The organism is Thermostilla marina (assembly GCF_054657455.1).
The window spans coordinates 3,151,684-3,176,153 of sequence record NZ_BAAHYR010000001.1; the positions used below are offsets into that span (position 1 = coordinate 3,151,684).

21 protein-coding genes and 1 tRNA gene are annotated in these 24,470 nt (G+C 58.9%); 6 read left to right on the forward strand and 16 right to left on the reverse strand.

Annotated features, from left to right (window positions below):
• Positions 1–49 precede the first annotated feature (49 nt).
• Both ACYQ2I_RS11540 and ACYQ2I_RS11545 read left to right on the forward strand, forming a co-directional pair.
• Positions 50–331: a hypothetical protein gene (locus ACYQ2I_RS11540; protein ID WP_460167166.1), complete on the forward strand. Its 282-nt coding sequence runs from the start codon at positions 50–52 to the stop codon at positions 329–331.
• A gap of 2 nt (positions 332–333) precedes the next feature.
• A complete protein-coding gene (locus ACYQ2I_RS11545) occupies positions 334–795 on the forward strand; it encodes an Hsp20/alpha crystallin family protein (RefSeq protein WP_460167167.1) in 462 nt (153 codons plus the stop codon).
• Between the two features lie 170 nt (positions 796–965).
• Here ACYQ2I_RS11545 and ACYQ2I_RS11550 read toward each other — a convergent pair whose 3' ends face one another.
• Positions 966–1,382 (reverse strand): hypothetical protein, encoded by a 417-nt coding sequence (locus ACYQ2I_RS11550; protein WP_460167168.1) that lies wholly within the window; start codon positions 1,380–1,382, stop codon positions 966–968.
• 424 nt (positions 1,383–1,806) lie between these two features.
• Here ACYQ2I_RS11550 and ACYQ2I_RS11555 point away from each other — a divergent pair, with 424 nt between their 5' ends.
• Positions 1,807–2,838, forward strand: coding sequence for a hypothetical protein (locus ACYQ2I_RS11555; RefSeq protein ID WP_460167169.1), 1,032 nt, complete (start codon positions 1,807–1,809; stop codon positions 2,836–2,838).
• Between the two features lie 223 nt (positions 2,839–3,061).
• Here the strand turns inward: ACYQ2I_RS11555 and ACYQ2I_RS11560 are convergent, their stop codons facing one another.
• From ACYQ2I_RS11560 to ACYQ2I_RS11610, 11 genes are all read right to left on the reverse strand, one after another.
• Positions 3,062–3,280 carry a hypothetical protein gene (locus ACYQ2I_RS11560; protein ID WP_460167170.1) on the reverse strand — a complete coding sequence of 73 codons (219 nt, stop codon included), beginning with the start codon at positions 3,278–3,280 and terminating at the stop codon, positions 3,062–3,064.
• 244 nt (positions 3,281–3,524) lie between these two features.
• Positions 3,525–4,952, reverse strand: a complete 1,428-nt coding sequence (locus tag ACYQ2I_RS11565) for a hypothetical protein (RefSeq protein WP_460167171.1) — start codon at positions 4,950–4,952, stop codon at positions 3,525–3,527.
• Complete coding sequence (locus ACYQ2I_RS11570) at positions 4,949–7,426, reverse strand: ABC transporter substrate-binding protein (protein WP_460167172.1); 2,478 nt, start codon at positions 7,424–7,426, stop codon at positions 4,949–4,951. Before ACYQ2I_RS11570 ends, ACYQ2I_RS11565 begins: the two co-directional genes overlap by 4 nt.
• The gene (locus tag ACYQ2I_RS11575; protein WP_460167173.1) at positions 7,423–11,055 is read right to left on the reverse strand and encodes an outer membrane protein assembly factor BamB family protein; all 3,633 of its coding nucleotides are present in this window, start codon (positions 11,053–11,055) and stop codon (positions 7,423–7,425) included. The genes ACYQ2I_RS11570 and ACYQ2I_RS11575 overlap by 4 nt, the downstream gene beginning before the upstream one ends.
• A gap of 84 nt (positions 11,056–11,139) precedes the next feature.
• Positions 11,140–11,772 carry a biopolymer transporter ExbD gene (locus tag ACYQ2I_RS11580; RefSeq protein WP_460167174.1) on the reverse strand — a complete coding sequence of 211 codons (633 nt, stop codon included), beginning with the start codon at positions 11,770–11,772 and terminating at the stop codon, positions 11,140–11,142.
• An 83-nt stretch (positions 11,773–11,855) separates the two neighbouring features.
• Positions 11,856–12,347 carry an ExbD/TolR family protein gene (locus tag ACYQ2I_RS11585; RefSeq protein ID WP_460167175.1) on the reverse strand — a complete coding sequence of 164 codons (492 nt, stop codon included), beginning with the start codon at positions 12,345–12,347 and terminating at the stop codon, positions 11,856–11,858.
• 43 nt (positions 12,348–12,390) lie between these two features.
• Positions 12,391–13,083, reverse strand: coding sequence for a MotA/TolQ/ExbB proton channel family protein (locus ACYQ2I_RS11590; RefSeq protein WP_460167176.1), 693 nt, complete (start codon positions 13,081–13,083; stop codon positions 12,391–12,393).
• A 53-nt stretch (positions 13,084–13,136) separates the two neighbouring features.
• Positions 13,137–13,991 (reverse strand): hypothetical protein, encoded by an 855-nt coding sequence (locus ACYQ2I_RS11595; protein WP_460167177.1) that lies wholly within the window; start codon positions 13,989–13,991, stop codon positions 13,137–13,139.
• A 151-nt stretch (positions 13,992–14,142) separates the two neighbouring features.
• Entirely contained in the window at positions 14,143–14,475 is a 333-nt protein-coding gene (locus tag ACYQ2I_RS11600; RefSeq protein WP_460168414.1) for a HEAT repeat domain-containing protein, read from the reverse strand.
• Positions 14,476–15,993: 1,518 nt separating this feature from the next.
• Entirely contained in the window at positions 15,994–17,109 is a 1,116-nt protein-coding gene (locus tag ACYQ2I_RS11605) for a glycoside hydrolase family 26 protein (protein WP_460167178.1), read from the reverse strand.
• Between the two features lie 101 nt (positions 17,110–17,210).
• A tRNA-Met gene (locus ACYQ2I_RS11610) sits at positions 17,211–17,284 on the reverse strand.
• Positions 17,285–17,814: 530 nt separating this feature from the next.
• On the opposite strand from ACYQ2I_RS11610, the gene rpsR reads away from it, so the two are divergent.
• The 3 genes from rpsR to ACYQ2I_RS11625 all read left to right on the forward strand — a co-directional run bounded on the left by rpsR (position 17,815) and on the right by ACYQ2I_RS11625 (position 20,359).
• Positions 17,815–18,063 (forward strand): 30S ribosomal protein S18, encoded by a 249-nt coding sequence (gene rpsR / locus ACYQ2I_RS11615; RefSeq protein WP_460167179.1) that lies wholly within the window; start codon positions 17,815–17,817, stop codon positions 18,061–18,063.
• Between the two features lie 333 nt (positions 18,064–18,396).
• Positions 18,397–19,317 carry a tetratricopeptide repeat protein gene (locus ACYQ2I_RS11620; RefSeq protein WP_460167180.1) on the forward strand — a complete coding sequence of 307 codons (921 nt, stop codon included), beginning with the start codon at positions 18,397–18,399 and terminating at the stop codon, positions 19,315–19,317.
• A 25-nt stretch (positions 19,318–19,342) separates the two neighbouring features.
• The gene (locus ACYQ2I_RS11625; protein WP_460167181.1) at positions 19,343–20,359 is read left to right on the forward strand and encodes an RluA family pseudouridine synthase; all 1,017 of its coding nucleotides are present in this window, start codon (positions 19,343–19,345) and stop codon (positions 20,357–20,359) included.
• 26 nt (positions 20,360–20,385) lie between these two features.
• Here the strand turns inward: ACYQ2I_RS11625 and ACYQ2I_RS11630 are convergent, their stop codons facing one another.
• The 4 genes from ACYQ2I_RS11630 to ACYQ2I_RS11645 form a co-directional block, all read right to left on the reverse strand.
• On the reverse strand, positions 20,386–21,129 hold the full coding sequence (locus ACYQ2I_RS11630; protein WP_460167182.1) for a PIG-L family deacetylase: 744 nt from the start codon (positions 21,127–21,129) through the stop codon (positions 20,386–20,388).
• Between the two features lie 74 nt (positions 21,130–21,203).
• Positions 21,204–22,460: a precorrin-6y C5,15-methyltransferase (decarboxylating) subunit CbiE gene (cbiE, locus tag ACYQ2I_RS11635; RefSeq protein ID WP_460167183.1), complete on the reverse strand. Its 1,257-nt coding sequence runs from the start codon at positions 22,458–22,460 to the stop codon at positions 21,204–21,206.
• 141 nt (positions 22,461–22,601) lie between these two features.
• Entirely contained in the window at positions 22,602–23,786 is a 1,185-nt protein-coding gene (locus tag ACYQ2I_RS11640; protein WP_460167184.1) for a cysteine desulfurase family protein, read from the reverse strand.
• A gap of 62 nt (positions 23,787–23,848) precedes the next feature.
• Positions 23,849–24,454: a phosphoesterase gene (locus tag ACYQ2I_RS11645; RefSeq protein ID WP_460167185.1), complete on the reverse strand. Its 606-nt coding sequence runs from the start codon at positions 24,452–24,454 to the stop codon at positions 23,849–23,851.
• Positions 24,455–24,470 lie beyond the last annotated feature (16 nt).

Consider the following 24,470-nt stretch of genomic DNA (forward strand, 5'->3'; position numbering starts at 1 on the left):
CAACTTGCGACAAATCCGCCCATCAATGCAACAGCCGACGTGCTCTTTTTTGATTTTGGCACGCCCGTTGCAAATGCTGATCTACGGCGGCAAGAGAAGCCCCGACACCAACCGCGCCTCGATCGTCTCCGTCGGCGCCCTACAGGAAACGGGCATCTCGGCGGTGAAAAGCACGGAGGCCGACGAGACGAAGTTACGAGACGCGATCAATATAAACCTTTCCTTACGACGGCGTTCCGGCATTGCCGGAGAAGATATGGTGAACCGTGGTAGCCGGGCATTGCCCCGGCAGGCGAATCATCAAGGTGAAACAGGCGGAAAGGAGGTGTAGCCATGACGAGGACCTTGGTTCCTTGGACTGCGACGGCTCCGGACCGTGTGTTTGACACCTTGCGGCGCGAGATGAACGAGTTGATGGAGCAATTCTTCGGGGCTGAGACCAACGGCCGCCATGGCGCGCCGTGGTATGCTCCGCGGGTCAACCTGGCCGAGACGGACAAGGAGTTCGAGTTGACGGTCGACCTGCCGGGCATGGACCCCGAAGACTTCCAGGTGGAACTCAAGGAAGGGCAACTGTGGATCAGCGGTGAACGCAAGGAAGAGAAGGAAGAAAAAGGCAAGACCTATCACCGCGTGGAACGGCAGTACGGCAAGTTCCAGCGGGTGATCCCGCTCCCCGCTGCGGTCAATGCCGATAAGATCGAGGCGGAATACCGCAACGGTGTGCTGCGGATCACGGTGCCCAAGGACGAAGCCGCTCAGCCGAAGCGCATCAGCGTGAAGAAAGCCGGGTGAGCTTCGAACGGGCGCGGTGCATGCGTCCCGCCGATCCTACGTGCCGTGCGCCGACTGTAGGGAAGCGGTCCGGAACGCTGACCGTTCGGTACTGTCGGCCCCTTCGGCTCGCCGCTTCTTCGGCGGCCGAGGGGCTACTTTCGTTTCTTGCTGCACCTTTCCGCCGCGAATCAAAACGTGATGTCGGCCAGCCCGGGATAATCCGCGGGATGCAGCATCCGAAGGTACTGCACGCCGAGCTGATAGAAACCGGCTCCCATCGGGCTGAGGTGAATAGCCTTCGCGTGCACGAACTGCGTATTGCCCTCATGGCGGAAGGCCAAAATCACTTCATCGACGCCCCGAGGCTCACTCAACACGAGGGATGCTCCCCCGCTGGAAACTTCCTTCGTCACAGCGGCGAACATCTTCGTGAAGTCGGGCTTCTTGTTCTCAAACGGGATGACCAGCGTCACGACGGTCATCCGTACACGGCTTTCGGCGCGATTCCCGAATTCGAAGTCTTGTAAGTCGGGACAATTATTGTTGACCAGCTTCAGCATGAAGCTGCGAACATCCAGTTTCGGATCACGAGCAAAAAGCCACATCGAACGTCGCCCCTCCTGTTGCCGCCGTCCACGGATGCGCAAGGCGCCGGAATCCACCGACGCGATCTATTTCCCCAACAAGTCTAGTTCACTTCCTGTGGGCGTGTCGGCCGGGCCGAGCAAGTGGAGCGTAACCGCAATGGGGTTCGGCGACTAGGCGAGCCGATTGTGTCGAATTTTCCGCGCCATGAACGGCAAAGTCCTGGGCTTTCGTACTTGCCGTCCGACGCCTCGTTCGGTGATGCAGACGGCCCGGCGAGCCTTCCTCAAGCCACTTGGAAGCCAAGTCTTGACCCTTTGCAGAATTGAGCTAGAAATGGGAGATTATCGCTCGATCGTCATGGGCCGTCGGCAGACGGCGCCGCTCGACATGACAGTTCGCATCGACGAGACATCTGCGGTTTCTTCAGGCGAGAATCAGGACATGACAACGTCACGAGAACGGGTCGTCAATGCGTTGAACTTCGAACCGGTCGACCGCATCCCGCGAGACTTGTGGCTTCCGCCCGAATCTATGTCCCGTCGCCGTGATGAACTCGCCGAGCTGTTGCTGCGGTTCCCTAGCGATTTCGAGCGACCGTCCGGATTTTATCCTGCCGGCAAGCGCACTTCGGGCGATCGGAGCACGCCCGGCGCCTATACCGATGCCTGGGGATGCACCTGGGAGATTTCGCATACGGACGGGTCTGCTACACTACTTCGGCCCGCGATTACCTCTAAAAAGAAGATGTGCACGTACGAGCCGCCAATGGAGGTCGTCGAAAATCTCGACCCGACTCCGGTGGACGAAATCGCGGCCGAATCATCCCGCTTCGTTTTGCCGTGGACCGACATTAGTCTCGTTCGTCGAATGATCTCGCTCGTCGGCGAAGAACGCTTTCAGACCGAGATACGCGATACTGCGTCCGACATCTTTGCGCTGCTTGAGGCGATCGACACGTACAATACTGCAGAAATCGAAAAATGGGCCGAAAGCAACGTCGACGGCATCATGCTGGTCGACGACTGGGCCGATGCAAATCGGCTCAACCTGCCGCTCGGCGTCCTGCGAAATCACATTTTGCCGCGGCTGGCCCATTACGGCGAAATCTTGTGCGAGGCCGACAAGTTCGTATTCTTGAGCGTAACCGGTAACATCACGAAGATACTTCCGGAACTGATCGAGGCGGGTATCGATTGCCTCCACACCGATCTCGCGGGATGGGACTTAGAACGAAGCGCCGAATCAATCAGGGGAAAATTGGCAATCTGGGCAGCGCCCGCTATTGAAACATCTTCATCTTCCGACACGGAAGAAAGCGGCCCGCGGGAAACGATTCAACGCCTCGTAAAGGTGTTCCAGCCACAAAACGGAGGATTTATCGCGGGGTTCACTTGGGACGAGTCGGTATCGTTCTACAGCGCCTGCGCGGTGTTCGACGAATGGAACTTCGCGGTAGGTACCCCATCGGCCTAGTTTTCGACACGACACCTCGAGGGGCCCCAGGGTAGGCATGTGGATTCCGCCTTCGCGCGTTTTGGTTGCGTGGCGGGTTTACGAAGGCGTAGAATACATGTGTCTCGAAAGAAGGGAGTCCTGAAAGGGTGAAATAATGTTCCACCCAGTCCTCGTGGTGTCAGCGACCGTTCTTGTGCTTTTCATGGTCGCCGGTCTGGCATGGACGCCCGCTCGTCGCTTTTTATCCCGCAGCCGGATTGCCGACGCAAAGCGATCGTTTCGCCGCCGTCGGGAACATCTGGAAGCAAGCTTCGTTTGCTTGGTAGCTCGCCGTGCCGAAGTGGATGTCGATGACGTCCAGTGTGAGTTCGAAGATGAAATTCTTTTCGTGCGGCATCGTGAAACCGGCGAAATCTCGGCGCTGGTCGGCATCGCGATTGATGTTCGTATGCCCGGCCAAACATTCGCCGATCGTTCACTCGGCCTGCAACGAGCGGTCGCCTGGTTCCGTCTGGGACCGGACGGCTGGCAGGCGACGGAACGACCGCTCATGAACCTAAGCCCGCGAGAAGCCTTGAACCGACTGGGCAGTCAACTGGAACCCCTAGGCTTGGAACGCCCGCGACCGCGAACCGTAAGCTCTTGAAGGAAGGCCGCCGCGTTTCTCTGGACGAGCCGACCGCGCCCGCCCCCCTTGGGAACCGTTACTTGCTTTGTCGGGCTTGCTCCAACTGCTGGGTCAACGCCTCGACCTCCGACGGATCCAAGAATTGAACCACCAGCTTCTTGATCTCGTCGAACATGGCATCGACGCGTCGCTGCGAAGCGGGATCGTCACAAACGGTGAGCTGTTGTTGTTGAGTCAACTCGTTGACGAACTGCTCGCGCGTTTTCAGGCCTCGGGCCTCCGTCAGTAGGCGATCGGCAGTGTCAAAATCACCGTTTTCCAAAGCGCGACGGGCACGAGCGAGCAACAACGTCCGCCGCGTCACCAAATCCATCAGTTCATCCTGGACGCCGATCAAGTATCCTTCGGCCGCCAAACGCTGGTCGTCATTGGGAAGAGCGGCTTCCAAAACCGGCTCCAGACCGGGGACGACCGGTAAACGGGCCAATTGACGCGAGCCGTGTTTGACGATCAATTCTCGCAAGGGTGACACGTCAACCGGAGAAATCTCGACCGCGCCCTGAAAATCGGTCCGTCCGATCCGCTGATAATGGTCTTCACCCGGCGACTTTGCGTAGATGTCGTAGCCGACCAAGGGCGTCTTTTCTTCTCCCGGTGAGAACAACACCAATCGCGTCGTTCCCTCCTGCGGACGCACTAGACGGGTGATCTGGCGCACGCGTCCGCGCCGTCTGGCGCTGAACGCATTCCGCAAGCCCGAATACACGCTGCTGATCAGCTTCCCTCCGTCCTCGACCTGGTCGATTTGCAAGTACGACCAAGGAACTCGCACGATCGCCCGCGCCTTCCCGAACCGATCTTCGTATCGCACAAACGATTCAAAGATGGCGCCGACCGCAATCTGATCCAACCGCTCGTCTCGAGCCGGCAAAGCCCCTGCCCGCAACCGTAATTGCACCGAATCAGATTCGATGACGGCAATTCGAGCCAATGGCGTGAAAGCTCTACGAACTGTCTCTTCAACGGCCTCCGACAACAGTGAACTGTCGGGAGCGTAGCCCTCGACGGGAACTCCAAACGACTCCAAGGCGACATCCCAATCGCAGGCCCTCAAGTGCAGTCCGTCGATTTCTTCCGATACGACGACGAGAATGACCTTGTCCCACTTCTTGGGATCGCGCCAATCTTCGGGAAACGCGTCTTTGTCTACGTTGTTCCAATCCGCCAGAATCACCGAACGCAAACTGGGAGGACACATGCCCCCCGAGACATCCCAGCGCGCCGCGGCCGCATAATCAAGCGACGCCACCACGGCCGGCAACACTTCGCTCTCCAGCAACGATTCGAGTTCGATACAGTCATCTGCGGCAATCACGATACGAACCTTGTACGGCGTCAGCTCCCACATCGATTGCGCGCAGAGGTTGGGGGCATTCGACACTGCGAACGCAAGGCCGACCGCCGCAGCGAAGAAACACGAACTCGGTATCTTCAACCGATTCATTGCGTCTCCAACATCGGTGGTTGAATGCGCCACTTTTCCACGCTCTGGTACAAGACGACCGGCTGACGCCCGCCGGGATCCAGTCGATTGCGATAGGCATAATAGTCACGCAGTTGCCACAGCGGAATGATGGTCACATCGTCATGAACAAGCCGGTGGATCTTGCGGAGTCGGCGTCCGATCTCACGCCAGTCGACGGCCTCGGCCAGTTCGTCCATCGCTTGGAGTAGATAAGGCGAGACCTCTCCCCGAACAGGCCCTCCTTTTCCCAACAATCGGTAGACATCGACGATCGGCTCCCACATGGCGACTTCGCAATAATAGAAGTCGATCTCATCACCCTGTGTTTGCCACTGCGAATAAGTCATCGGGACGAGCTCTATCTCCATCCCCAGTAACTCGAGTTGTTCTTCGATTTCGGAGCACGCTTCGGCAGCCAACTCCGTCGGTGGGTGTCCGATCGTCAACTCAAGCGAATCCGGGAAAGGCTCGCCGCCCTTCTCGGCCTTCGCAGCCGCCTGTGAGAACGCAACCTCGCCGAGTGCCAACGCCAAGGCGGGATCGTACGGCCGAGGCTCAATCGTATCGTCGTAGGCGTAATCGAGCGGATCGTCGAACGACACACCTTGAGCGAAAGGGCCGCTGACGACCTGACAGCCCGGCGTTTCGCTCCCACCGAGCAGATTGTTCAAGATACGCTCGCGGTTGATTCCGTACACGATTGCACGCCGCAAATCCCGATTGCCGGCCAACGGGCGTTCCAGATTCGGCACGAGACAATGCACCAAAGGAACCGCGTATTGTTCCACGACGATGCCCGGTTCTTCCCGAACCATCGGCAGTTCCCAGGGGTTGATCCGGTCGACGATGTCGACTTCGCCGCGGCGGAGCGCCCGCAAGCCGTCCCGACCGCGAGCAAAGTACTCCTCGACGATCTCGGCCGGTTGGGCGGCTTCTTTGGCTGCATACCCGGCAAGTTCTTGGAAAACGCGTTCCCGCTCATTGGATAGTGAAGGCACCGGGGTGTACGGCCCCGTTCCCGGCGGTTCTTCGTCGTGCCAGTTCGCGCCGACCATCACCCACGGACCGATCCGGCAGCGCAAGAGTCCCTCAGGACGCACGAACGCGTGTCGCAGATCGACGTCGACCACCCGGCCTTCGCGGGTTGCCACGCGTTCGACAATGGACGCCCACTGGGGGGCGTACTGCGCCGACTCGGGCGACGTCATAGCGAGCATGTAGGATGCCAAGTCAGCCGCAGAAAACGTCAACTCCGCCGCATTCGGAAAAGGCCGTTCGGTCTCCAGGGTCAACGACAACCTCGCGCCGAGATTCTCGATGCGCAAGGTTCCCCACGGACACACATATGTACCACCCTCTTGGCCGGGGCCGGTAAACTCCATCAAGGTGCGGTACAGCAATCGACCGGTCCGACGTGCATTCCAGTCGCAAAGTGATGCCGGGTCCTGGATGTCGGCGAACCCCAACACGCCGACGCGCACGCGTGGAAAACGCCGAAAAGCCTCTTGCACGGGCTCGGCAATGCCGGGTAAAGCAGGCCATATTTGCAACACTTTGCGGGCCGACGAAGCCGCCTCGCGATCCCTTCCGGCTTCGAGTGCCGCACGCAGTTGTTCGGCCAATTTCGTCGCTTCGGCAATCCAACGTTGCCTCCATTTTGCAACCGCAGGATCGTCAGGATAGTGCGATTCAAGCCTTTCCAACAATTCGCGTGCGGCCGGAACCTCGTTGCGCGACACATAATCTTCGATCAACTTGTCGATCGCCAACGAGTACGTTTCTTGCAAGCCTGGATACTCTGCGTCGAGTTCATACAGTCGTTCAAGGTCGGCCAACGCTCGATCGTAAACGTGTCGATCCACGAAGTCTTGCGACTCGGCCAATAACAGTTTGGCGTATACTTCGTCTCGTCCCGGCCATTCGGGATAGTTGTCGATCATGAAGAGCAAGTGATCGAACGCCGACTCGAACTTTTTCTCGTCGATCAAGCGAGACGCTTCATTCAGGATCAATTGAGGAAACGGTCGCACCTCGACGACATGCGGCCAGGCAACGCGATATTTTTCGCCGGGCTTATCGACCAGTTCGACTTCCAAGAACCCTTGTTTGGGCAACGTTTCGGGAAAACGGCCGTCGGGCCACTCGATCGGCTCGACCTTCAATATGAGATTGTCGTTCGCCGCGTCGAGTTGGATTTCGTCATACGGCAGGCGGTCGTAGAGGGGGACTTCCGACTCCGCCACGCCCTGCGGTTCCGTCTCTTGAGCGCGTAGCGAAACCGGCCCGGGCAACACGCCCAACACGAGCACACAAAAAAACCATACGAGCGATTTCCACCCCCACGCCGTCATACCGCGCAAGGGCGCACGACGCGGCTTGCGACGAGGTTCCATGCCCCCGCCGTCGCGAATCTCCGGGCGTCGATCGATCACGTCACAAGTATGTCGAATCATGGTTCGTGCCGGAATTGCAACGCCTTACTCGGTTCGTTCAGCGACAACAAAGGCTCGGCATCGAGGAAGACGAGGTGTCCGTCCGTCGTTCCTACGACGATCGTCCCCTGGATGTCGACCGGGCCCGTCGCAAGCGGAACGCGCAGTTCCGACCGATCGAGGATCTTTCCTTGGGCCGGATCAACACGCAACACGAGGCCGCGTCGCGTCGCGAGAAGCACGTCTTTCCCCAAAGGCCACGGTCGCCCCACCGGTCGATCGCCTTGGAGTTCGATCCGACCGCAAATCTTCGGTGACGCGTCGATAACGCACAATCGCGAGTCATCCGTTGCCAGGAATGCGTATTCACCGACGGCAATTGGTCCCCAGGCACAACGCCCTTCCAATTCCAGCTCGCCTACCGATTCCAAATCGGGCAAGCGGTGTGCATGGATGGTATGACGAGAATCGACGGTAAGCACGATATCGCCCAAGATCACGATACCGCAATCCGTCACGTCTGCCTCGACCGCGGCTTCCAGGGCCACATGTCGCGTCGGTGCATCGCGAAGGCGCACGCGATACATGCCGTGCTCGCGGTCGGCCAGCAATGCTTCGCCTTCCGCTGTTCCCACGGCGTCGACCCACGTAAATCGTTCACGTGGAGCCGCCGGGAGTTGCAAGGGGTGATATTCGCCCTTACCGCTCTCCCAGTTTACCGCATATACGTGGCCGCCCTCGCTTGCCGTAATGAATTGGCCGTTTACGAAGGCCGCCGGTGCCGTTACCGGTTCCGGAAAACGAACGGCCGTCGCCTGCGAGGCCGTCGCATCGTCGCTCGTTTGAATCTTCCAGACATGATCTTCCATCTCGGCTGGATACGCCAACCACTCCTTATCGTTCACCCGAATCAGCCGCCGCAGAGGCCCCGATTCTTTCGGCAGGCCGACGTGCATCGCGCTGAGCAGCACGCCGTCTTTCGGCTCCCCCGAAAGGCGAAACACATCGCCGGATCGACTCACGAAATACGGAACGTTTGCGTTGCTTTCCCTTTGCGCATCGACCGAAGGTTCGGCGGGAATCGCGATCCGCACTTTCCAGCGTACTTCTCCCGACTCCGTATCGACCGCCGCCACGACCACTCCCGGCTGCCGGGTTTCCCTCGCCGAATAGAAAACGGTGTTGCCGAGGACGACCGGCGGCCCTAACGCCGCAGTTCGCTCGACGGCAATCCACTTGGGAAGCAAACGTCTTGCCGAAGCCTGAAATTCGTACTTCGTCAATTGCGAATCGGCGAGATACACATTGCCCTCGGCGTACGTCGCGTAATGGATTCCCGGCCCTTCCCGGCGGGCGAGTTCTTGGCGCTTGCCTGAAGCGAGAAACGTTACCGGCTCGTCCGGTTCCCCGCCGCGCAACTCGTAGACGAGGAGGTCTCCGTCGATGGTCACCGCCAACACACGCGAGCCGAATACGATCGCCGGACTCCGAATCAGCCCGTCGATCGTCAACTGTTGGACCTCGATAACGGGTACAGTATCGTCATCGGCATTTTCCACGTTGAACACACGCAATCGCGTTTTCTCGCCCGTCTCCTCAAAAAGCAAAAGATACGGATCGATAAACAACGGCGGCACGCGAATCGTCCCCGCTTCGTGTCCGAGATAGACGACTTGCCGGCAGGCTTGGGCCTCGGGTTCGATTACGAAAAGGTTGGAATGGGCAGCGACCTGGTACCATCGACGCCGCCGAGAATCGACGACCGGCGCGAGAGTCAATTCTTGCGGCAATCGCCAAGCGCCTCGGGATTCCCCCGCTTCAGCATCCAACACGATGATTCGCCCGCTGCGCGTCGCCACGAGGATGTCGTCCCCATTCACGACAGGCATTGAATCGACGGCTTCACCGATCGGCTTGTGCCAACGAACGGTCCCATCTGCCGATGACAATCGCTCGACAGCTTCAGCGTTCCAGTCGACGACAAGAACATCGTCGCCGGGCTTGTTTCCAAGTGACACCGGCAACAAGGGGGCGGCGTTGACGGCGACCTTTGCCCCGACACGATGCGTCCATCTCAAACTGCCGTCGGTCGCATCGAGCGCGAACAGACTTCCCGATACCGCTACAAATAGGCGAGTCCCCTCAGGAACGGCCGCTTCCCCCTGTTGCACGACTGCGGCCAACGCCGCTTGGTCCGGTTGTTTTTCGACATTGTGCCGCACGGGAGCGCCGACCGGTTCGTCCGAAAACGTCACTCGCTTCCCTTCCGATTCGGTCACCTGCGCGATGACTGATTGCAACTCTTTGTCGGAAGCGAGCGAGGGATATTGTTTCAACAAGCGACGGCGCACATCGTAGGCTTGGTCTGATTTTCCGCTTTCCAAAAGCTTCTTGATCTCGGCAATCGCCTCGACGCGTTTGTCTTCCTTCGTGATTTCGCGACGCGCACCATCGAGCAAGGCCTGAATATCGGCCAACCGTGTTTGCGGCCGTTTTTCTTTCGGCACGTACCGCTCCAAGAGAGCCAGCGATTCTTCGGCGGCATCGACCAAATCAGGATCGCGTTTTTCGTACGCCCGCTGCGCCAACTTCTCAGAAAGCTTCGGCAAGAGAGCCGTCAGCTCACCTTCCGCTTCGGCACGAAATACCTCCTCGTCGTCGATCTGGGGAAGTACTTCCTGCGCCAGATCGAGCGCTTCGTCGGGAGGCGCCCCTTCGACGGCCTGCCGCAATTGCGCCAAACCTCGACGTACCCGAGCGGCTCCGACTTCGGGATGGTTCGGAAACCGCTCCAAGAACATATCGTACTTATGGATCGCCTGCGTGTACGAAGCGCTACGATAGTCGTCGTCGGCCGCGGCCAGCAGCTCATCCCCGCCTTGCCGATTCAAGATCCATACCAGCGCGATGGCCGCGAACAACAGGAGCAAGACACCGCCCGCCCCCCAAAGCAATAAGGGAGACTCCCACACATTCCGACGTTTCTTGACCGGCGGTGCCGGTCCCTGCAACGGTTCCATTCCGCCGCCAAGCGCCCCGGGTATCCCCGTCCCCGGCATGGACGAGGGGATCGTTCCGGGAGTCGGCGGCACTCCCGGTTGCGGTGCGGCCGGGGCCGGCTGCTGATATCCGGGAATGCCGGCCTGTGGCGGCACCCCATAGCCCCCGGCCACGGAGCCACCGGAGGCACTCGGAGGTGCGGTGGTTTGCATCGATTGCCGGTCTGAAGCCGCGGGCGAAGACGCCGTCTCGGGAGACGGTTCCACAGACTCGGCTTCCGGCGGTTCGTCGGCGAACCCCAATTCCTCGTCTTCGTCGACAACTTCGACCGGCACGTCTCCGATATCTTCCTCGCCCACGGATCCGGGGCCGGGAATATCCAACCGAGAATCACTTCCCGAAAGCGGCAACGGCTCGGGACGTTTTCTTTCCTCACTTGAAGAATCCTGCGAGGCCTTGTCGAGTAGTCGTTGGGCGAGAAGCCGAGACAGATATCCCCGATCGACCAGGAACCTCGCGACCATCGGCGCCGTCAGCGGTTTCGGGCCGTTCGCGGCTTCGTCGATCTTCTTGCGCAGATCGGCAATCACCTCGGGCGGAACGAGGTCCTTTTCTTCAAGCAGCGTCAGGAAGTCGGATGCCGAGATCATGGGGTGCCCATATTGCTTGAGAAATCGGTCGCGTTGCGAGGCATGTCACCTTCTGCCTCAGCCGCGAGTCACTTCCGAATGTCGTCACAATTCCGTTTCGTCAAGGGTCGCCACGCGGATTCGCTCCATTCCGACGGCGTTGCCGGCATCAAGGACCATTACCAACGTTTCGTGGCGGGCGTCGCCATCGGCGAGGACGAGCATGCCCGTCGGCCCCGAAGCCGCACTCGCCGGATCTCCCTCTTTGGCTTCCCGCAATCGCGAAAGCAATTCTTGCTCACTGGGCGCATCCTCTCCGTCGACGGTGATATAGTTGTCGGCGTCGATCCGCACGATGATGAAATCGGTATCGGTTTCGAGTTCTTCGAGGGTTTGGCTTTGCGCAGCCTCTTCTTGTTGGTCGGGCGGCGGCACTTCAAGCGATTTTTGTAGATTGAATGCGGCCGTCACCATAAAGAAAATGAGCAGCAAGAAAGTAACGTCGACCATCGGCGTCATATCCAGTCCCTCGTCTTCTTCGCCGACGGAAGACCGAAAACTGATCGCCTGCGGATTATCGGCCCCCGGCAACGGCGGTGCCTCGACCGGAGGTTCCCGATGGCCGGCCATCGGCACACGCCCGACGGTGCGACAGTGCGGGCAGCGTACATTTCGCCCTCCGTACTCGTCTTTCACCGAGAGCGATTTTCCGCAATTGTGACAATTGAATACGACCATCTCTCAGTTCACTCACCGCCGCCGAACGAAGCGTTTTCGTGCCGTCAAAGCTCACCGTGCACGACAGCTCGTCGCGAAAGCGTTCATTTCTTGTCAACCACTCCTAAGTAGATGCGCACGCCTTGTTCTTGCGACGCTGCCGCGGCGATGCGCGTCACATCACGGTTTTTTACCCCTTTTTCGGCCTTGATCAGCACGCGGCTCTTGCCCGCTCGAAGTCCTTCCGCAACCGCCTGGGCAATCAAGCGTTCTTGGGCTTCGATGTCGTCGGGCAGCGGCTCCCCTTTCTTACCATCTCCCAGGTACACCAAAGGAAGTCGCCCGCCGGAACGCTCGGCTACCGTCAAGATCACACATTCTTGCTGGGGAATACCTGTACCGTAGCGGGCCTCGGGAATTTCCGCACTACTTTGCACATCCATCGACGAGGCAACAAGGAAAAATATCAATAACAAGAAAGTGACGTCGATCATCGGCGTAATGTCCGGATCGACCGACTCACGTCGCGGACGCCGAAAATTGATCGCTCCGCTCTCTTCAGCATTCAAGAATTGTTGCAGGTTCGACTGCGGCATCGTGTCGGCCTACTGCGAAAGGCATTTGCAGGAAAAGTCTCGATCAGCTCCACTGGCTCGACGCAGCCTGTTGGGGCGTTTGCCCGGCGGCCGGATGGGCAGGAAGTACGTACTTGAGCGACTCGAAGAAACGGCTGAGCCCTGTCCCCACCAGATCTTCCAGTTTGCGAATCTGCACACTCACGTTCGCCGTACAGATCACCAACGGAATCGCAATCGCCAAGCCCATTGCCGTCGTGATCAACGCCAAGCTGATGTCGCTCGCCAGTTGGGTCGCATCGACCTTCGCGCCCGACGACAACTTGCTGAACGCCCCCATCATCCCCAATACGGTTCCGAACAATCCGAGCATCGGTGCCGTCTTGATGACGGTGTACACCCATGTAAGCCGATACTCGAGGTCGGCCAACACGTCTCGTTGAAACCGCTCGATGATCAACGTTCGCAAACGCGACACGCCGAGCTTTCGATTCATAAGGGCCAACCGCACCAATTGCGGCATCGCCCGGGTATCGTCCTCGCACATGGCGATCGCCTCATCGAAAGCGCCTTGCGAAAGCAGTTCGTCGAGTCGCGCCAAGAACTCGGCCTGTGCCTGTTCATTTCGAAAACGGGTTTGGCCGACCCGACGAAACACCATCACCACACAAAAGGCGCCCCAGATCGCCACCAGCCCCAAGGCGATGTACGTGGCGTTACCTAGGTAATGCGTAATTGCCGTAATGTCGAGACCCATGAGAACGTTTCACCTACTAGCTTGGGACGATTTGATGTCGATGACGTAAGGTGTTACCGGTAGCTTTGGTCAATCACGAAAAAGTCGAATCCGTTTCCTTGGGGACGAATCCCAAACCGCGTTCGCAGCACGCGGTCGGCGCGGTTTCCCGCTCTGGCCTGTTCGAGCTCGTACAGCCTCCGCTCGACCTCCGGCGGTAAGAACTTGAGAATGATCTTACCCGATGCCGAGACGCCCGCCTTGGCCAATAATTCCAAGTCGGCCTGCATCAGATCTCCTTGCCGCCACGTCAGATAGTAGCGTTTTTCTTGATCGGCGGGACCGGTACGGACGGTGGGCCGTGAGCTGCTCAGATTAGACACATACTGCACGCGATTGTCCGGAAGGAGGACTCCCAGTTCGATTTTGAAATAATCGAGCTGTCGGGCATACGTTTCGAGCGTATTTCCCTTATCGAAAATAAGCTCCCATCGTCGCGGCTTTCCGGTTCCGCCGGTCCCTCCACCGCTGCGGCGCAAATCTCCTTTCTTACCTCCCCGCTCCAGATTATTCGGATCAGAAAAGATCGGGTTATCGAGCATCGCGAGCTTCGACGAGACGGCGTCGGCAACGTTCGCCAAAGCGTCTTTGAGTTCCGGATCTTCAAGATCTTCTTCTTGCCCGAGGTTCTCGGTGTCGAGCTCCATATCGTCCCCGATCGGTGCATCACCTTCACCGATAGGTTGCAAGTCGATCGGAACCGCCGTTTGGTTCGCATTCGTGTGTCCGGTGAACCAGATGACCACCAAAATCAAAACCGCAATTCCCAGCAAGACCAACAACGACAGCACGACGCTCACCGCTCGATCGTAGGCGGTCGTCTGTAGCGCGTAGTCGGAATCGTGCAATTGCGGAATGAATTCCGGCATCCTCGTTGAACTCACCTTTTCTCCGTTGTTTCACCGAGCTTTGTCCATCGATCCGCATGCTCGGCGTTCTTGGAAGCGCGGCGGCCCCCATTCTGACGTGTTCCCGAACACGACGCAATCGCCGAACACGGGGCGCCCCTCGCTCCGAATCTCAATGCTCGAATTCGGCATCCGGCCGAATCGACCGATACCACTGCTTCCACTTTGCGACTGCGTTCGCGCGTTGCGTTTCGTCGAACCCGGCGGGTAAGCCGGGCGTCAATTGCCGGCTCAACCGTCGAAGGGCTCGATCCGCCTCCAGTACGATCGCAGGATCCGGATCGGTCAGGGCATAGATCAGGACCGGGACATACTCGAGGTTGCCCGCCTTCCCAAGTGCTCGCACCGCCGCCATGCGGGCCTCAGGAGACGGATCTCCGGCCAATTCCTTTAGTTTCTCACCGATGTCGGAAACCAGCAGTTTCTTGACTTCCTCACCCGACATGTTCCCCAGGGCTTCAAGTTTCCGAAGCGATTCAGCCTTGTCGGGATCGTCAAACACGGCCGTCAGGTCCTCCGGCGAAATGCGAACAGGCAACGCAACGACTCGCCCGTCTTCCAAACGAACGCTACCGGTGGTTTTCGGCAATCCACGCCCCCCGACGAGGACACCGGGGCCGAAATCCCTGGCCTTTTGAATGGCTTGTTGCGTCGAACGGACTAAGAACATGATCGCGAAGGCCGTATCCGGCACCTTTCCGCACCGATCGATCCAAGATCCGTCCTTCTCTTGATGCTCCAACAGGTACTCGGCACCGGCGGTATACCAGTCGGGCCAGTTTCCGCGACCGTCCACCAATTCGCGGAAAGAAAAGTACCGCTCGACGGTGTACAGGTAATAGTAGCGGTACATTCCGGAGTCGATTTTGAAGTTTTGCTCGATGTACATGTTGCCCCGATTCAGGCCTGCACGAATCAACGCGGGCGACACCGAAAACCGAATCCCCCGTTGTTGCGCCCGGTCCGGCACACGTTGAACCGCACCGGGCAAGCCGTCGTCGCCTTCCGATTCCGAAGGACGCAGGAAAGAAGCACACACGTATAGCGAAGCTGTTCCGGCAACCCCCATCCCGATGCGCACTCCGGGTTGTCGCACCAATTGGTTTCCCGGTGCCGGATGGCCCTGATACGCATAGCCGCCGCCGGGGTCCTGTGTCCGAATGAGCCACATGCATACGCGATCCAGCGGCCCCGGATCGACCGGGATTCCGGCCTGCATTGCTTCCCACAAACCCAAGACGGCGTACTGCGTCTGCGATGTATCTCCCGTCTTCCCGTGCTCCGGATCGTTCAGCGGGTAACCCCATCCGCCATGCGACTTTTGCCGAAACTTCAAGTAATCGATGATTGCCGTAATCTCGTTCCGATAACGAATCGGATCATAAGAGCACAGAAAGATCAGCGACAAACCGGTGCTGTAGATATCCCAACGTCCGATGGGAAAATCGCCGGGTTGGTGCGAACCGGGTACCGCGCGAGCAATTCGGTCGGCCGACTTGGCCACCAACGGATGGTCGGCATGATGCGCCTTCAAGAAGGCCAAGCCGATCAACGCATCTTCGCCCAGAGCGCCGATCCGCTCCGACCCCGCATCCGCTTCAAGAAACTTGAGCCCGCGTTCGACGGCCGCACGAACTTCCGGGCTTTGCGGGGTGAGAGCCAACGCCGAGCGCGCACCGAGCACAAAGCACAAGACCGCCGCTGCGATCCGGGCAAGCTTCTCCATGATCGGCCTCTCTGTTCCCGTCATCACGCGCCGCCGAAAAGGCATGGCATAGCCTCCGTCGATCGCACGCCGCCTGCGTCTCGATCGATGCTTGGCCCTTCCTCCGCAGCATGCGGCACGTTGCAATGGCAAGACGATTGCGAAAGATGAGTCACTCAACACCGACGATGCTAGTTGACCGGCGCATGGGTGTCAAGCAAGCGTAACAATGGGGGGCCTTGCCCAGAAACCGAAGCTCTACTCAGCGGCAGAGGACGTACGCAGGCCGTACATGTCGGGGAGATCGCCCAAGAATGTCGTCCGCGCGTCCTGGTAGAACCGCACGAAATCAGCGTGCAATGGCTCCGCGGGCACCGGCACCCAATGGTGCTCGGGCGAGGCGTTGCGCCAGGTCAGCCAATAGACGACTTGCTGTGTGTCTTCGTCGCTATAGACGGCCTCGAGGATGCACCGCGTAAACCAATCGTCGATCGTCGCGTTGGAGATCCCCTGACCGACACCGGCTTCGGTGATCGCGGCAACTTTTCCGTGCTCACGGGCAAAACGCACAATCACACGACAATTTTCGCGAATCATGTCGGCAATGTTTCCCCCGCCCCAGTAGCAGTCGAAACCGACGATATCGACCCAATCATCTCCCGGGTATCGTCCGTCGGTCAGCCCATTCAACTGAGCAGGACGGGAGGGAGAGTACGCGTACAGGAGGTTGTGCACGCCTTTTCTATCTCGCAGGTAGGTAACGGTGAATCGCCACGCCTGCACGAAATCTTCAGGTTGCACGCCCTCGTGCGACCACCAGAAATGCCCGTTCGTGTTTTCATGAAACGGCCGAAAAATGACCGGAACCTTGACGCCGTCGACTTCGAGAGAATCAAAAAACGCAGCGGCGCGATCCAACTGATGACACCAGTAGTCATGCTTGGCACCACCCGGCAGAATCGCCCGAACGGCATCTCCTCGCTTATCGAGGTAATTGCCGCCGGTGACGGGATTCCGCGCGTGCCAACTGTACGTGATGATTCCTCCGCGGCGAAATACCTCCTCTACTTGGCGTTTTCGGACCTCGACACCGTCGATGAAATCGAACCCGAACACGGCAGGAAAGTCGCCAACCGCTCGTTCAACGTCGCTTTTCCAATCGGCAGGATCGTCGGATTTCCATCCGATGCCCGTGACGATCGTATTCTGGTGCCCGAACAAAAGAGTCTCGGGAGCGAGCTCTTTCAGCCAGCGATAGAGGATTTTGGTTTCTCGCGTGGCCTGGGGATCAATCTGGGCGCGACATTGCCTGCCGGATGCCGCCGCTACTCCGAGGCCGACAGCGAACAGAAAGAAGATGCACCGTCTTGTCATCGCTATCGCTATTCCTCTGCTCCAACATGCCCGCAACACACCACCCCGAAACAGACCGTCGGCGCGTAAAAAAAGGAGGTCGACGACCTCCCGGATACAAGTAGCGGCGCAGGGACTCGAACCCCGGACACGCGGATTATGATTCCGCTGCTCTAACCAACTGAGCTACGCCGCCGAATTTATTGTCAACACAATGATCGACTCGCCGATACGTCGGACTCCATCGAAATCCGACGGTCGCGAATCTGCGATCGGCGTCCTCAGCGGGCAAGCTCGGACACCGATCATAAGCTTAGCCTAACGAGAGAAACTGCCCTTTTCAAGTGGGGGGACCAACACACAACACAAAACGTAACTTCTTAAAACACAAACATTTAAGACACGCCACAGCAAAACTGTCTTGCAAATCCTTCCTCGGAAACCGTCGGCGAGTTTTTAATCATCCCGACACCAATCGACGTGAATTCCACCAACAAGAATCTAGGCAGCCTAGGGGCTCTGCAAAACCTACACGACTCATCCGCCGGTCCGGCGTGCTGCTGGATAAGTTCCCAGCGGCGGGCGACTTGCGTTTTTTCGCCAAGTCGATAAACTGAAGGTCTTTGTCGAGTGAGGAGTGTCGGCACCTACTTGGCCAGTGTTTTCGCGGTGCCCGACCAAGGCGATATACGCAGCATTTCTGACCTATTTCGAGTCGAGTACACGATGGCAAAACGAAAGAAGCGAGTTCGAGCAAAGCGGCGCAAACGGGACCCCCTGATGGTCGGCGGCGAATACCCTCGCCCCTTGTACGTCGATTACAAAGATATCGACTTGCTCAAGAAACTGACGAATCGGCAAGGAAAGATCATCGGCCGTCGCAAGAGCGGGTGTTCCGCGATGAGTCAACATGCCGTCACGAAGGCCATCAAGCGAGCCCGTTTCATGGCGCTGCTGCCGTACGTGGGCGACTAATTTCAGCCGACCGCCGGTTGAATGGGGCGGTGTCGTCGGTAGTTCTGCCGGACGCGAAACGGGAACGATCCGCGAGTTACCTCACTGGCGCGAGAGTGCCGATCGAACTCGGTGCTCTCGTGCGTTTTTCTTGTCGCGAGGCATGCGATCCACGGCGTTCCGTCACCGCGGCCCATCCGTATCGGGACGATCGCGGCTTGCCTTGACGGCGATGTGTATCTCCTTCTATATTCAAGGCTTTCGATCGCCGAGAGGTTTACCTCGTCGGCACTTCCCCCTTCCATGCGATCCTCGGCTGTTGAATGCCATTTTCCAGCGAAAAGAACGCCTGACATGAGACGCGAACGCCGACACGAGTTGCAGCACAACGATTTTGCCGAATGGCTCGTCCAGTGGTACCGGAAACTGGCCCCTCACGGTCGATTGATCGGGGGGATTGGCGTGCTGATTGTCTTGGCGGTTGTCTTGTACATCGTCCAAACGAATCGATCTCGATCGTACCGCGAAGAAGCCGCGTCGGCGCTTTGGGCGGCCCTCCGCGTAGGCACAACGGCCAATCTCGAAGACGTCTACGAAAACTACAACAAAACGGCGAGCGGTCAGATGGCCCTGTTGATCGCTGCAGATCTTCATCTGCAACAGGGGTGCAACCAATTGACCGTCAACAAGGCCGACGCCGCGGATGAGATCCGCAAGGCATTAGATGCTTATATGCAGATCTACGAGCGGCCACGCAACAAGGAACTCAAGGAACGGGCCTTGTGGGGGCTGGCGCGGGCTTACGAGGCGTTGGCGTCTACGAGCGAAGGGCAAGGCGAAGCCGATAAGGCACTCGAATACTACAAGCAGCTTATCGAAGAGTTTCCTCAAAGCTGTTATCTCGACATGGCCAAACGCCGAACGGTCATGCTGCAACGCAAAGACACGCTCAAGATGCTCGACGCGCTGGCCGCCTACGAACCACCCGCTCCCGGAGCCGGCGATCTCGATTTGCCGACGTCCGACGGCATGGGATTCGATCCCGGCGACCTTCCGACCGGCGGGGATGTTCCCAACGTGGTAGGCGAACCCTCTGATGAGTCCGGTGCAGGCGACGAACCGGCAAACTCCGACTCCGAATCCCCGGACCTATCGGGTTCTGACGAGGCCGGTCCGGGACCTGCGCTGACCGCGCCCGGCGGAGATACATCGTCTGAAGAAGGCTCCGCATCCGCCGACGAACAGGAAACTTCCCCGGCAACGGAAGAAAACTGATCCGGCGTCCAACGGCATCGTCCTCATGACGGCTCCACACGCCTCGGCTCTCGAACGGTTTGAAGCCGGCAAGCCGGTCGAGCTGGTTGTCGAGTCAGCCGAAGAAGGCTGGCGGCTTGACGTGTTCTTGACGTATCGCTTGCAACAATACAGCCGCGCTCACTTGCGGCGCGTCATCACCGCAGGCGGTGTACAAGTCGACGACCACGGAGGCAAACCGTCGTACCGCTTGAAGGCCGGACAAAAAGTTCGTCTCGTTCTCCCCGAGATTCCACGACAATCTCCCAAACCGGAACCGATCCCGATCGAAGTCGTCTACGAAGACGATTGGCTGGCGGTCGTCAACAAACCGCCCGGCATGGTGGTGCATCCTGCACGGGGCCATTGGTCCGGAACACTGGCCGGTGCCGTCCAGTACCGCTTCGGGGGCCGATTGAGCAAACTTGGAGGCCCCACTCGACCGGGAATCGTACACCGCCTAGACCGTGATACGAGCGGTGCCGTACTGATCGCCAAACACGATCGCGCACACACCGGTTTGGCCCAACAGTTTGCCGACCGATCCATCCGCAAGGAATACTTTGCCATCGTCTGCGGAATTCCCGATCGAGACAGCGACCTGATCGACGAACCGATCGGAATTCATCCCAAACAGCGCGAGAAGATGGCGATTCGCCGCAATCACCCGGACGCCAGACCGGCCCAAACCATCTATCACGTCGTCGAGCGATTCGATGGGTTTGCGGCTGTTCGTGTTTGCCCCAAGACGGGCCGCACCCACCAGATTCGTCTGCACTTGGCGCATATCGGCTGCCCGATCCTGTGCGACAAACTCTACGGCGGTCGGGCCGAAATCACCCTGGGTGAGCTGCAAGGCCGAGAAAGAGATGACCGTATCGTTCTTGCCCGCCAAGCTCTCCACGCCTATCGTCTTACGCTACAACATCCTCAAGACGGCCGCGAATTCCACGTAGAAGCACCGCTTTGGCCCGACTTGAAAGAGACGTTGAACGCCCTGAGAAGCCTACGTTCTCTCCGGTAAGGGCGTCTCCGGCTCGCAACGACACATCAGTCGAAGAACAACCCCATCAAGTTTCTCGTTCCCAAGGTGCCCGGCACCCCCAAAACCTCCCCGGCACCAAAGCCCGCCGTTTGCCCTTGTTGGAGACTGATCGCCTTCAGACGCTCGAGCACCTCAGGGCGTTGTTCGAACTGCGTGCGGTACGCGGCAATCGCTTCGATCTTGCGGTCGATTGTGTCGGTGATGTCGTGAACAATTCCCCACGCGCCCGGGCGCACGGGATCCAAGTCCCTGGTTGCCAAGTAGTAATACATCAACCGCTCAATGGTATGCGGCGCTCGGCCGTCAAAATGCGAGTCCCATTTACACAGGCGCGAATAAAACACGGCTGCCTCGGTCAATTTACCCGCCTGCTCGTGATCGGGGGACGCCAGCGGTGTCGGGGCCCCCAAGCCCAAGACCAGCCGGGGGCGAAATCGGCGAAAGACCGTCGCCAGGGCGACACGCCCCTCGAAATCGTCGAACAGGCGGCGATTCGTCAACGGAAGGATACAACGGAATGCAGCGCCGAGAATTCTGGCCGCCTCGACGGCCTCGGCGATGCGCACATCCGGCGAAGGTGAACGCGGCGTCGGTTCTCCGTCGGTCAAATCGACGATTCCTACCGTGTATCCTTGGTCCGCCAACCGAGCCACCGTGCCGCCGCATCCGATTTCCACATCGTCCGGATGGGCTCCGACTGCGATCACATCGACACGATCGACCTCGTTTCCAAAGGTCTCAAGAAACACGCCGTACCCCCTGAATCACCAATCTTCCCACACCCAGCAACCTCCGAAGAAGACATGCGACCGAGGCCGCAGCATCATTTCGTGGGCTTGACGACCGACACAAGAAACGTCGGACTGACGGGCTGGAATCGCACGCGGTCGAGCTGGTAATTCCCTCGAGCCACGTTGATCAACAGCACCTGCACGTCGTGACAATGACCGCGCAGCGTCCGATGGACGTCGGCAACGTTGTCGATGCTTCCCATGGTCACGACGAGTCGCCCGCCCGGTTTTAGTCGCACGAACGCCTGCTCACACAGGGTGACGACCTGCCGACCGCTTCCTCCGACGAAAACGGCGTCCGGGTCGGGCAGATCGCTCCACGCTTCCGGTGCCCTTCCGAACACCGGCACGACATTATTCACCTCAAACCGGGCAACGTTTTCTTTGGTCAACTCGATGTCGTCGGGATCCATCTCGATGGCGTAGACGGTTCCCTCGCGGCAAAGTTGTGCGGCTTCGATCGCCACCGAACCGCTTCCCGCACCGACATCCCACACGATGCTGGACGGACCGAGATCCAGTTCCGCCAACGCGATCACGCGAATCTCGCGAGGTGTAAGAAGGCAGCGTTTCGGCTTGCTCTGGAGAAACACCTCATCGGGGTTCCCGAAAAGCCGTCGTCCGAACATCTCGCGAGGTCGGTCGGGTACATCGGGTTTCCGAACCAATACCATGACGTTCAGCGGCGAGAATTGCATGTCGGCGATGTCGGCCAATTCACCGTGGGTCACCCGCTCGTCGGGTGAACCGAGATTTTCACATACGTACACCGTGAAGGTGTCGATTCCGCGGGCCAGCAACGCCTTGGCAACGGCCGCCGGCGGATACGCCTCGGTAGTAAACAACCCGACTTTTTCGGCGACGGCAATCACGTCGATGATATCTTCCAGCGGGCGGTTCGCCAGATTCGTCAAGTACGCTTCTTCCCAGCTTTCCTTCACGCGGGCGAAGGCCAATTGCATTGTGCTGACGTGCGGCAACACCTCGAAACGGTCTTTGCCCAACCGATCGCACAGGTATCGAGCCACACCGTAAAACAGCGGATCGCCGATCGCCAGCAGCACGGTTTTACGTCCGGCATTCTTTTCAATCGTGGCGGCAATTTCGCTCAATTCGCCGGGTGTCGTGATTTGCTCGGCCTTGGTACGGCCGACCAATGCCAGGGCATGCGACTCGCCGATCAGTACATCGGCTTCTTCGATCACTCGCCGGGCGAAGTCGGTAACGCCCGACAAGCCGTCCTCACCGATTCCGACGATATAGATTCTTTCCGATTCGTTTCCACTCACGGATGGATCCTTTTCGATGATGAACTTCGCCACTAATCGCGGCTGCGCATGCCGCGGTCGTTTTGCCTGCCGTTCACTTCGGGTGATTGTAGGAGAGGGAAGGCGCCATTGGCAACAGGGCGGTTCCCGACGCGTTTCCACTCACTGCCCTACAGTCCGCCGCAATCGCGCAACGGCTTCGGCGACCGCGTCGACCGCTTGGGTAATGTCGCTGTCACTGTTGAAGCGTCCCAGCCCGAACCGGACGCTGCACCTTGCTTCGTCTTCGTGCAACCCGATTGCCGTAAGAACATGACTGGGCTCAGGCTTTGCCGAGCTACAAGCGGCGCCCGACGACGCCGCAATCGACGGGCAGTGCATCAACAGCGTTTCGCCTTCGATTTGCGGAATCAACACGTTCAAATTGTTCGGAAGCCGATGGACCGATCCCACAGGGGGCCCGTTGAGGCGAATATCGGGAATCCGAGCCACTAGTTCACGGTACAGGCGATCTCGAAGGCCTCGCAGTCTCGCGGCTTCGGACTCCCGTTCAGCCGATAACAGATCGCACGCGACTGCAAATCCGATGATTGCCGGCACGTTCAATGTTCCGCTTCGCAAACCTCGCTCGTGGCCTCCACCGACGATCAACGGTTCCAACCGTACTCGTGGCCTGCGACGGCGAACCACCAAAGCTCCGATTCCCTTCGGTCCGTAGATTTTGTGGGCCGAAATGCTGATCAGGTCGGCATTCCACCGGTCGATCGATACGGATTGTGTCGACATCGCCTGGACGGCGTCGACGTGAAAGACGACTCCCCGCTCCCGACAGATTTCGCCAATTTCGGCAACAGGTTGGAGCGTACCGATCTCGTTGTTGGCCGCCATGATCGAAACCAGACACGTCTCCGGCGTCAGCGCCTCGGCGACCCACTCCGGATCAATTCTTCCGGGAGTGTCGTCCGTGTGACGTTCCGGTTGTAGAACGGTAATCTGCCCTCCCTCTCGCTCGATACGATACACCGCCTCGAGAACCGAAGGGTGCTCGATCGCCGAAGTCACCACGTGCGACCGTTCCTTTCGTCGACGACGCCATACGCCGAGGATCGCCAGGTTGTTGGCCTCGGTCGCGCCGCTGGTGAAAATCACCTCGTCGCCACGCCCCCCCACACACGCGGCAATTCGGGAACGTGCCTCTTCCACCGCCTCACGAACCCGTCGTCCCGACTCATGGGTCGTGCTCGCCGGATTCGCGTACAGCTCGGTCAAGTACGGTAACATGGCCTCGACAACCCGCGGATCACAACGGGTCGTCGCGTGATTGTCGAGATACACCACGTCGGCCATCGTTTTTTCGGTTTCCTTTGGGTAGCATCGGCACATCGGCCGGCGAACGGATCTTCGCCGCTCTACCGCCCGAACAGTCCCCGCAAGCAAATTTGCGACCAGGTTTCAAAACCGTCGAGGTTTGCCAAGAGCTCCGACACCGACACGAAACCGGTCTCGGTGATCTCGGCTTCGTTCGGCTCCAACTTCGGTTCGACCAGGTCGAAGCGGTGAACGATCCCCAAGTGGACTGTGCCGACCGGTGTTTCGTCGTCGTTGATCAACCCGACACACCGCTCGGTGTAATCACTGAGGATGCATACTTCTTCTTCGAGTTCGCGTCGCATTCCCTCTCGGTACGGGTCTCCCTGACGGGCGTCGACCGCGGAAATGTGTCCACCGATGCCGACGCTATGTTTTCGATGCAGTCGGCTTTCTCCTTGGCCGGTTCCCCGCGTGTAACGGAACACCGAAACGCGTCCTTCGGCATCTTGCCAGCAAAAAATACAGTAGGGAATCAATTGCTTCCACGAGGGGTCTTGCTCGACCTCGGCTCTCGGCCGAAAGGAAACATGCTCGGGTTTCAGCAGTTCGTCCAAATACGGCCCGGGGTCGCTGCAAAACCCTTGAAAACGGCCGACTTCGTGGAAGACCGAAGTCGGTACTACCAGCACGCGTTCTTGTTCCATGTCGATGTTCCGCCGT

Coding starts and splice junctions, on each gene's coding strand:
- ACYQ2I_RS11590 (WP_460167176.1), bottom strand. CDS start 13,083: ATGGGTCTCGACATTACGGCAATTACGCATTACCTAGGTAACGCCACG.
- ACYQ2I_RS11550 (WP_460167168.1), bottom strand. CDS start 1,382: ATGTGGCTTTTTGCTCGTGATCCGAAACTGGATGTTCGCAGCTTCATG.
- ACYQ2I_RS11625 (WP_460167181.1), top strand. CDS start 19,343: ATGACGGCTCCACACGCCTCGGCTCTCGAACGGTTTGAAGCCGGCAAG.
- ACYQ2I_RS11620 (WP_460167180.1), top strand. CDS start 18,397: ATGAGACGCGAACGCCGACACGAGTTGCAGCACAACGATTTTGCCGAA.
- ACYQ2I_RS11600 (WP_460168414.1), bottom strand. CDS start 14,475: ATGTCGGGTGAGGAAGTCAAGAAACTGCTGGTTTCCGACATCGGTGAG.
- ACYQ2I_RS11640 (WP_460167184.1), bottom strand. CDS start 23,786: ATGGCCGACGTGGTGTATCTCGACAATCACGCGACGACCCGTTGTGAT.
- ACYQ2I_RS11565 (WP_460167171.1), bottom strand. CDS start 4,952: ATGAATCGGTTGAAGATACCGAGTTCGTGTTTCTTCGCTGCGGCGGTC.
- ACYQ2I_RS11645 (WP_460167185.1), bottom strand. CDS start 24,454: ATGGAACAAGAACGCGTGCTGGTAGTACCGACTTCGGTCTTCCACGAA.
- ACYQ2I_RS11605 (WP_460167178.1), bottom strand. CDS start 17,109: ATGACAAGACGGTGCATCTTCTTTCTGTTCGCTGTCGGCCTCGGAGTA.
- ACYQ2I_RS11555 (WP_460167169.1), top strand. CDS start 1,807: ATGACAACGTCACGAGAACGGGTCGTCAATGCGTTGAACTTCGAACCG.
- rpsR (WP_460167179.1), top strand. CDS start 17,815: ATGGCAAAACGAAAGAAGCGAGTTCGAGCAAAGCGGCGCAAACGGGAC.
- ACYQ2I_RS11580 (WP_460167174.1), bottom strand. CDS start 11,772: ATGGTCGTATTCAATTGTCACAATTGCGGAAAATCGCTCTCGGTGAAA.
- ACYQ2I_RS11575 (WP_460167173.1), bottom strand. CDS start 11,055: ATGATCTCGGCATCCGACTTCCTGACGCTGCTTGAAGAAAAGGACCTC.
- ACYQ2I_RS11570 (WP_460167172.1), bottom strand. CDS start 7,426: ATGATTCGACATACTTGTGACGTGATCGATCGACGCCCGGAGATTCGC.
- ACYQ2I_RS11545 (WP_460167167.1), top strand. CDS start 334: ATGACGAGGACCTTGGTTCCTTGGACTGCGACGGCTCCGGACCGTGTG.
- ACYQ2I_RS11595 (WP_460167177.1), bottom strand. CDS start 13,991: ATGCCGGAATTCATTCCGCAATTGCACGATTCCGACTACGCGCTACAG.
- ACYQ2I_RS11585 (WP_460167175.1), bottom strand. CDS start 12,347: ATGCCGCAGTCGAACCTGCAACAATTCTTGAATGCTGAAGAGAGCGGA.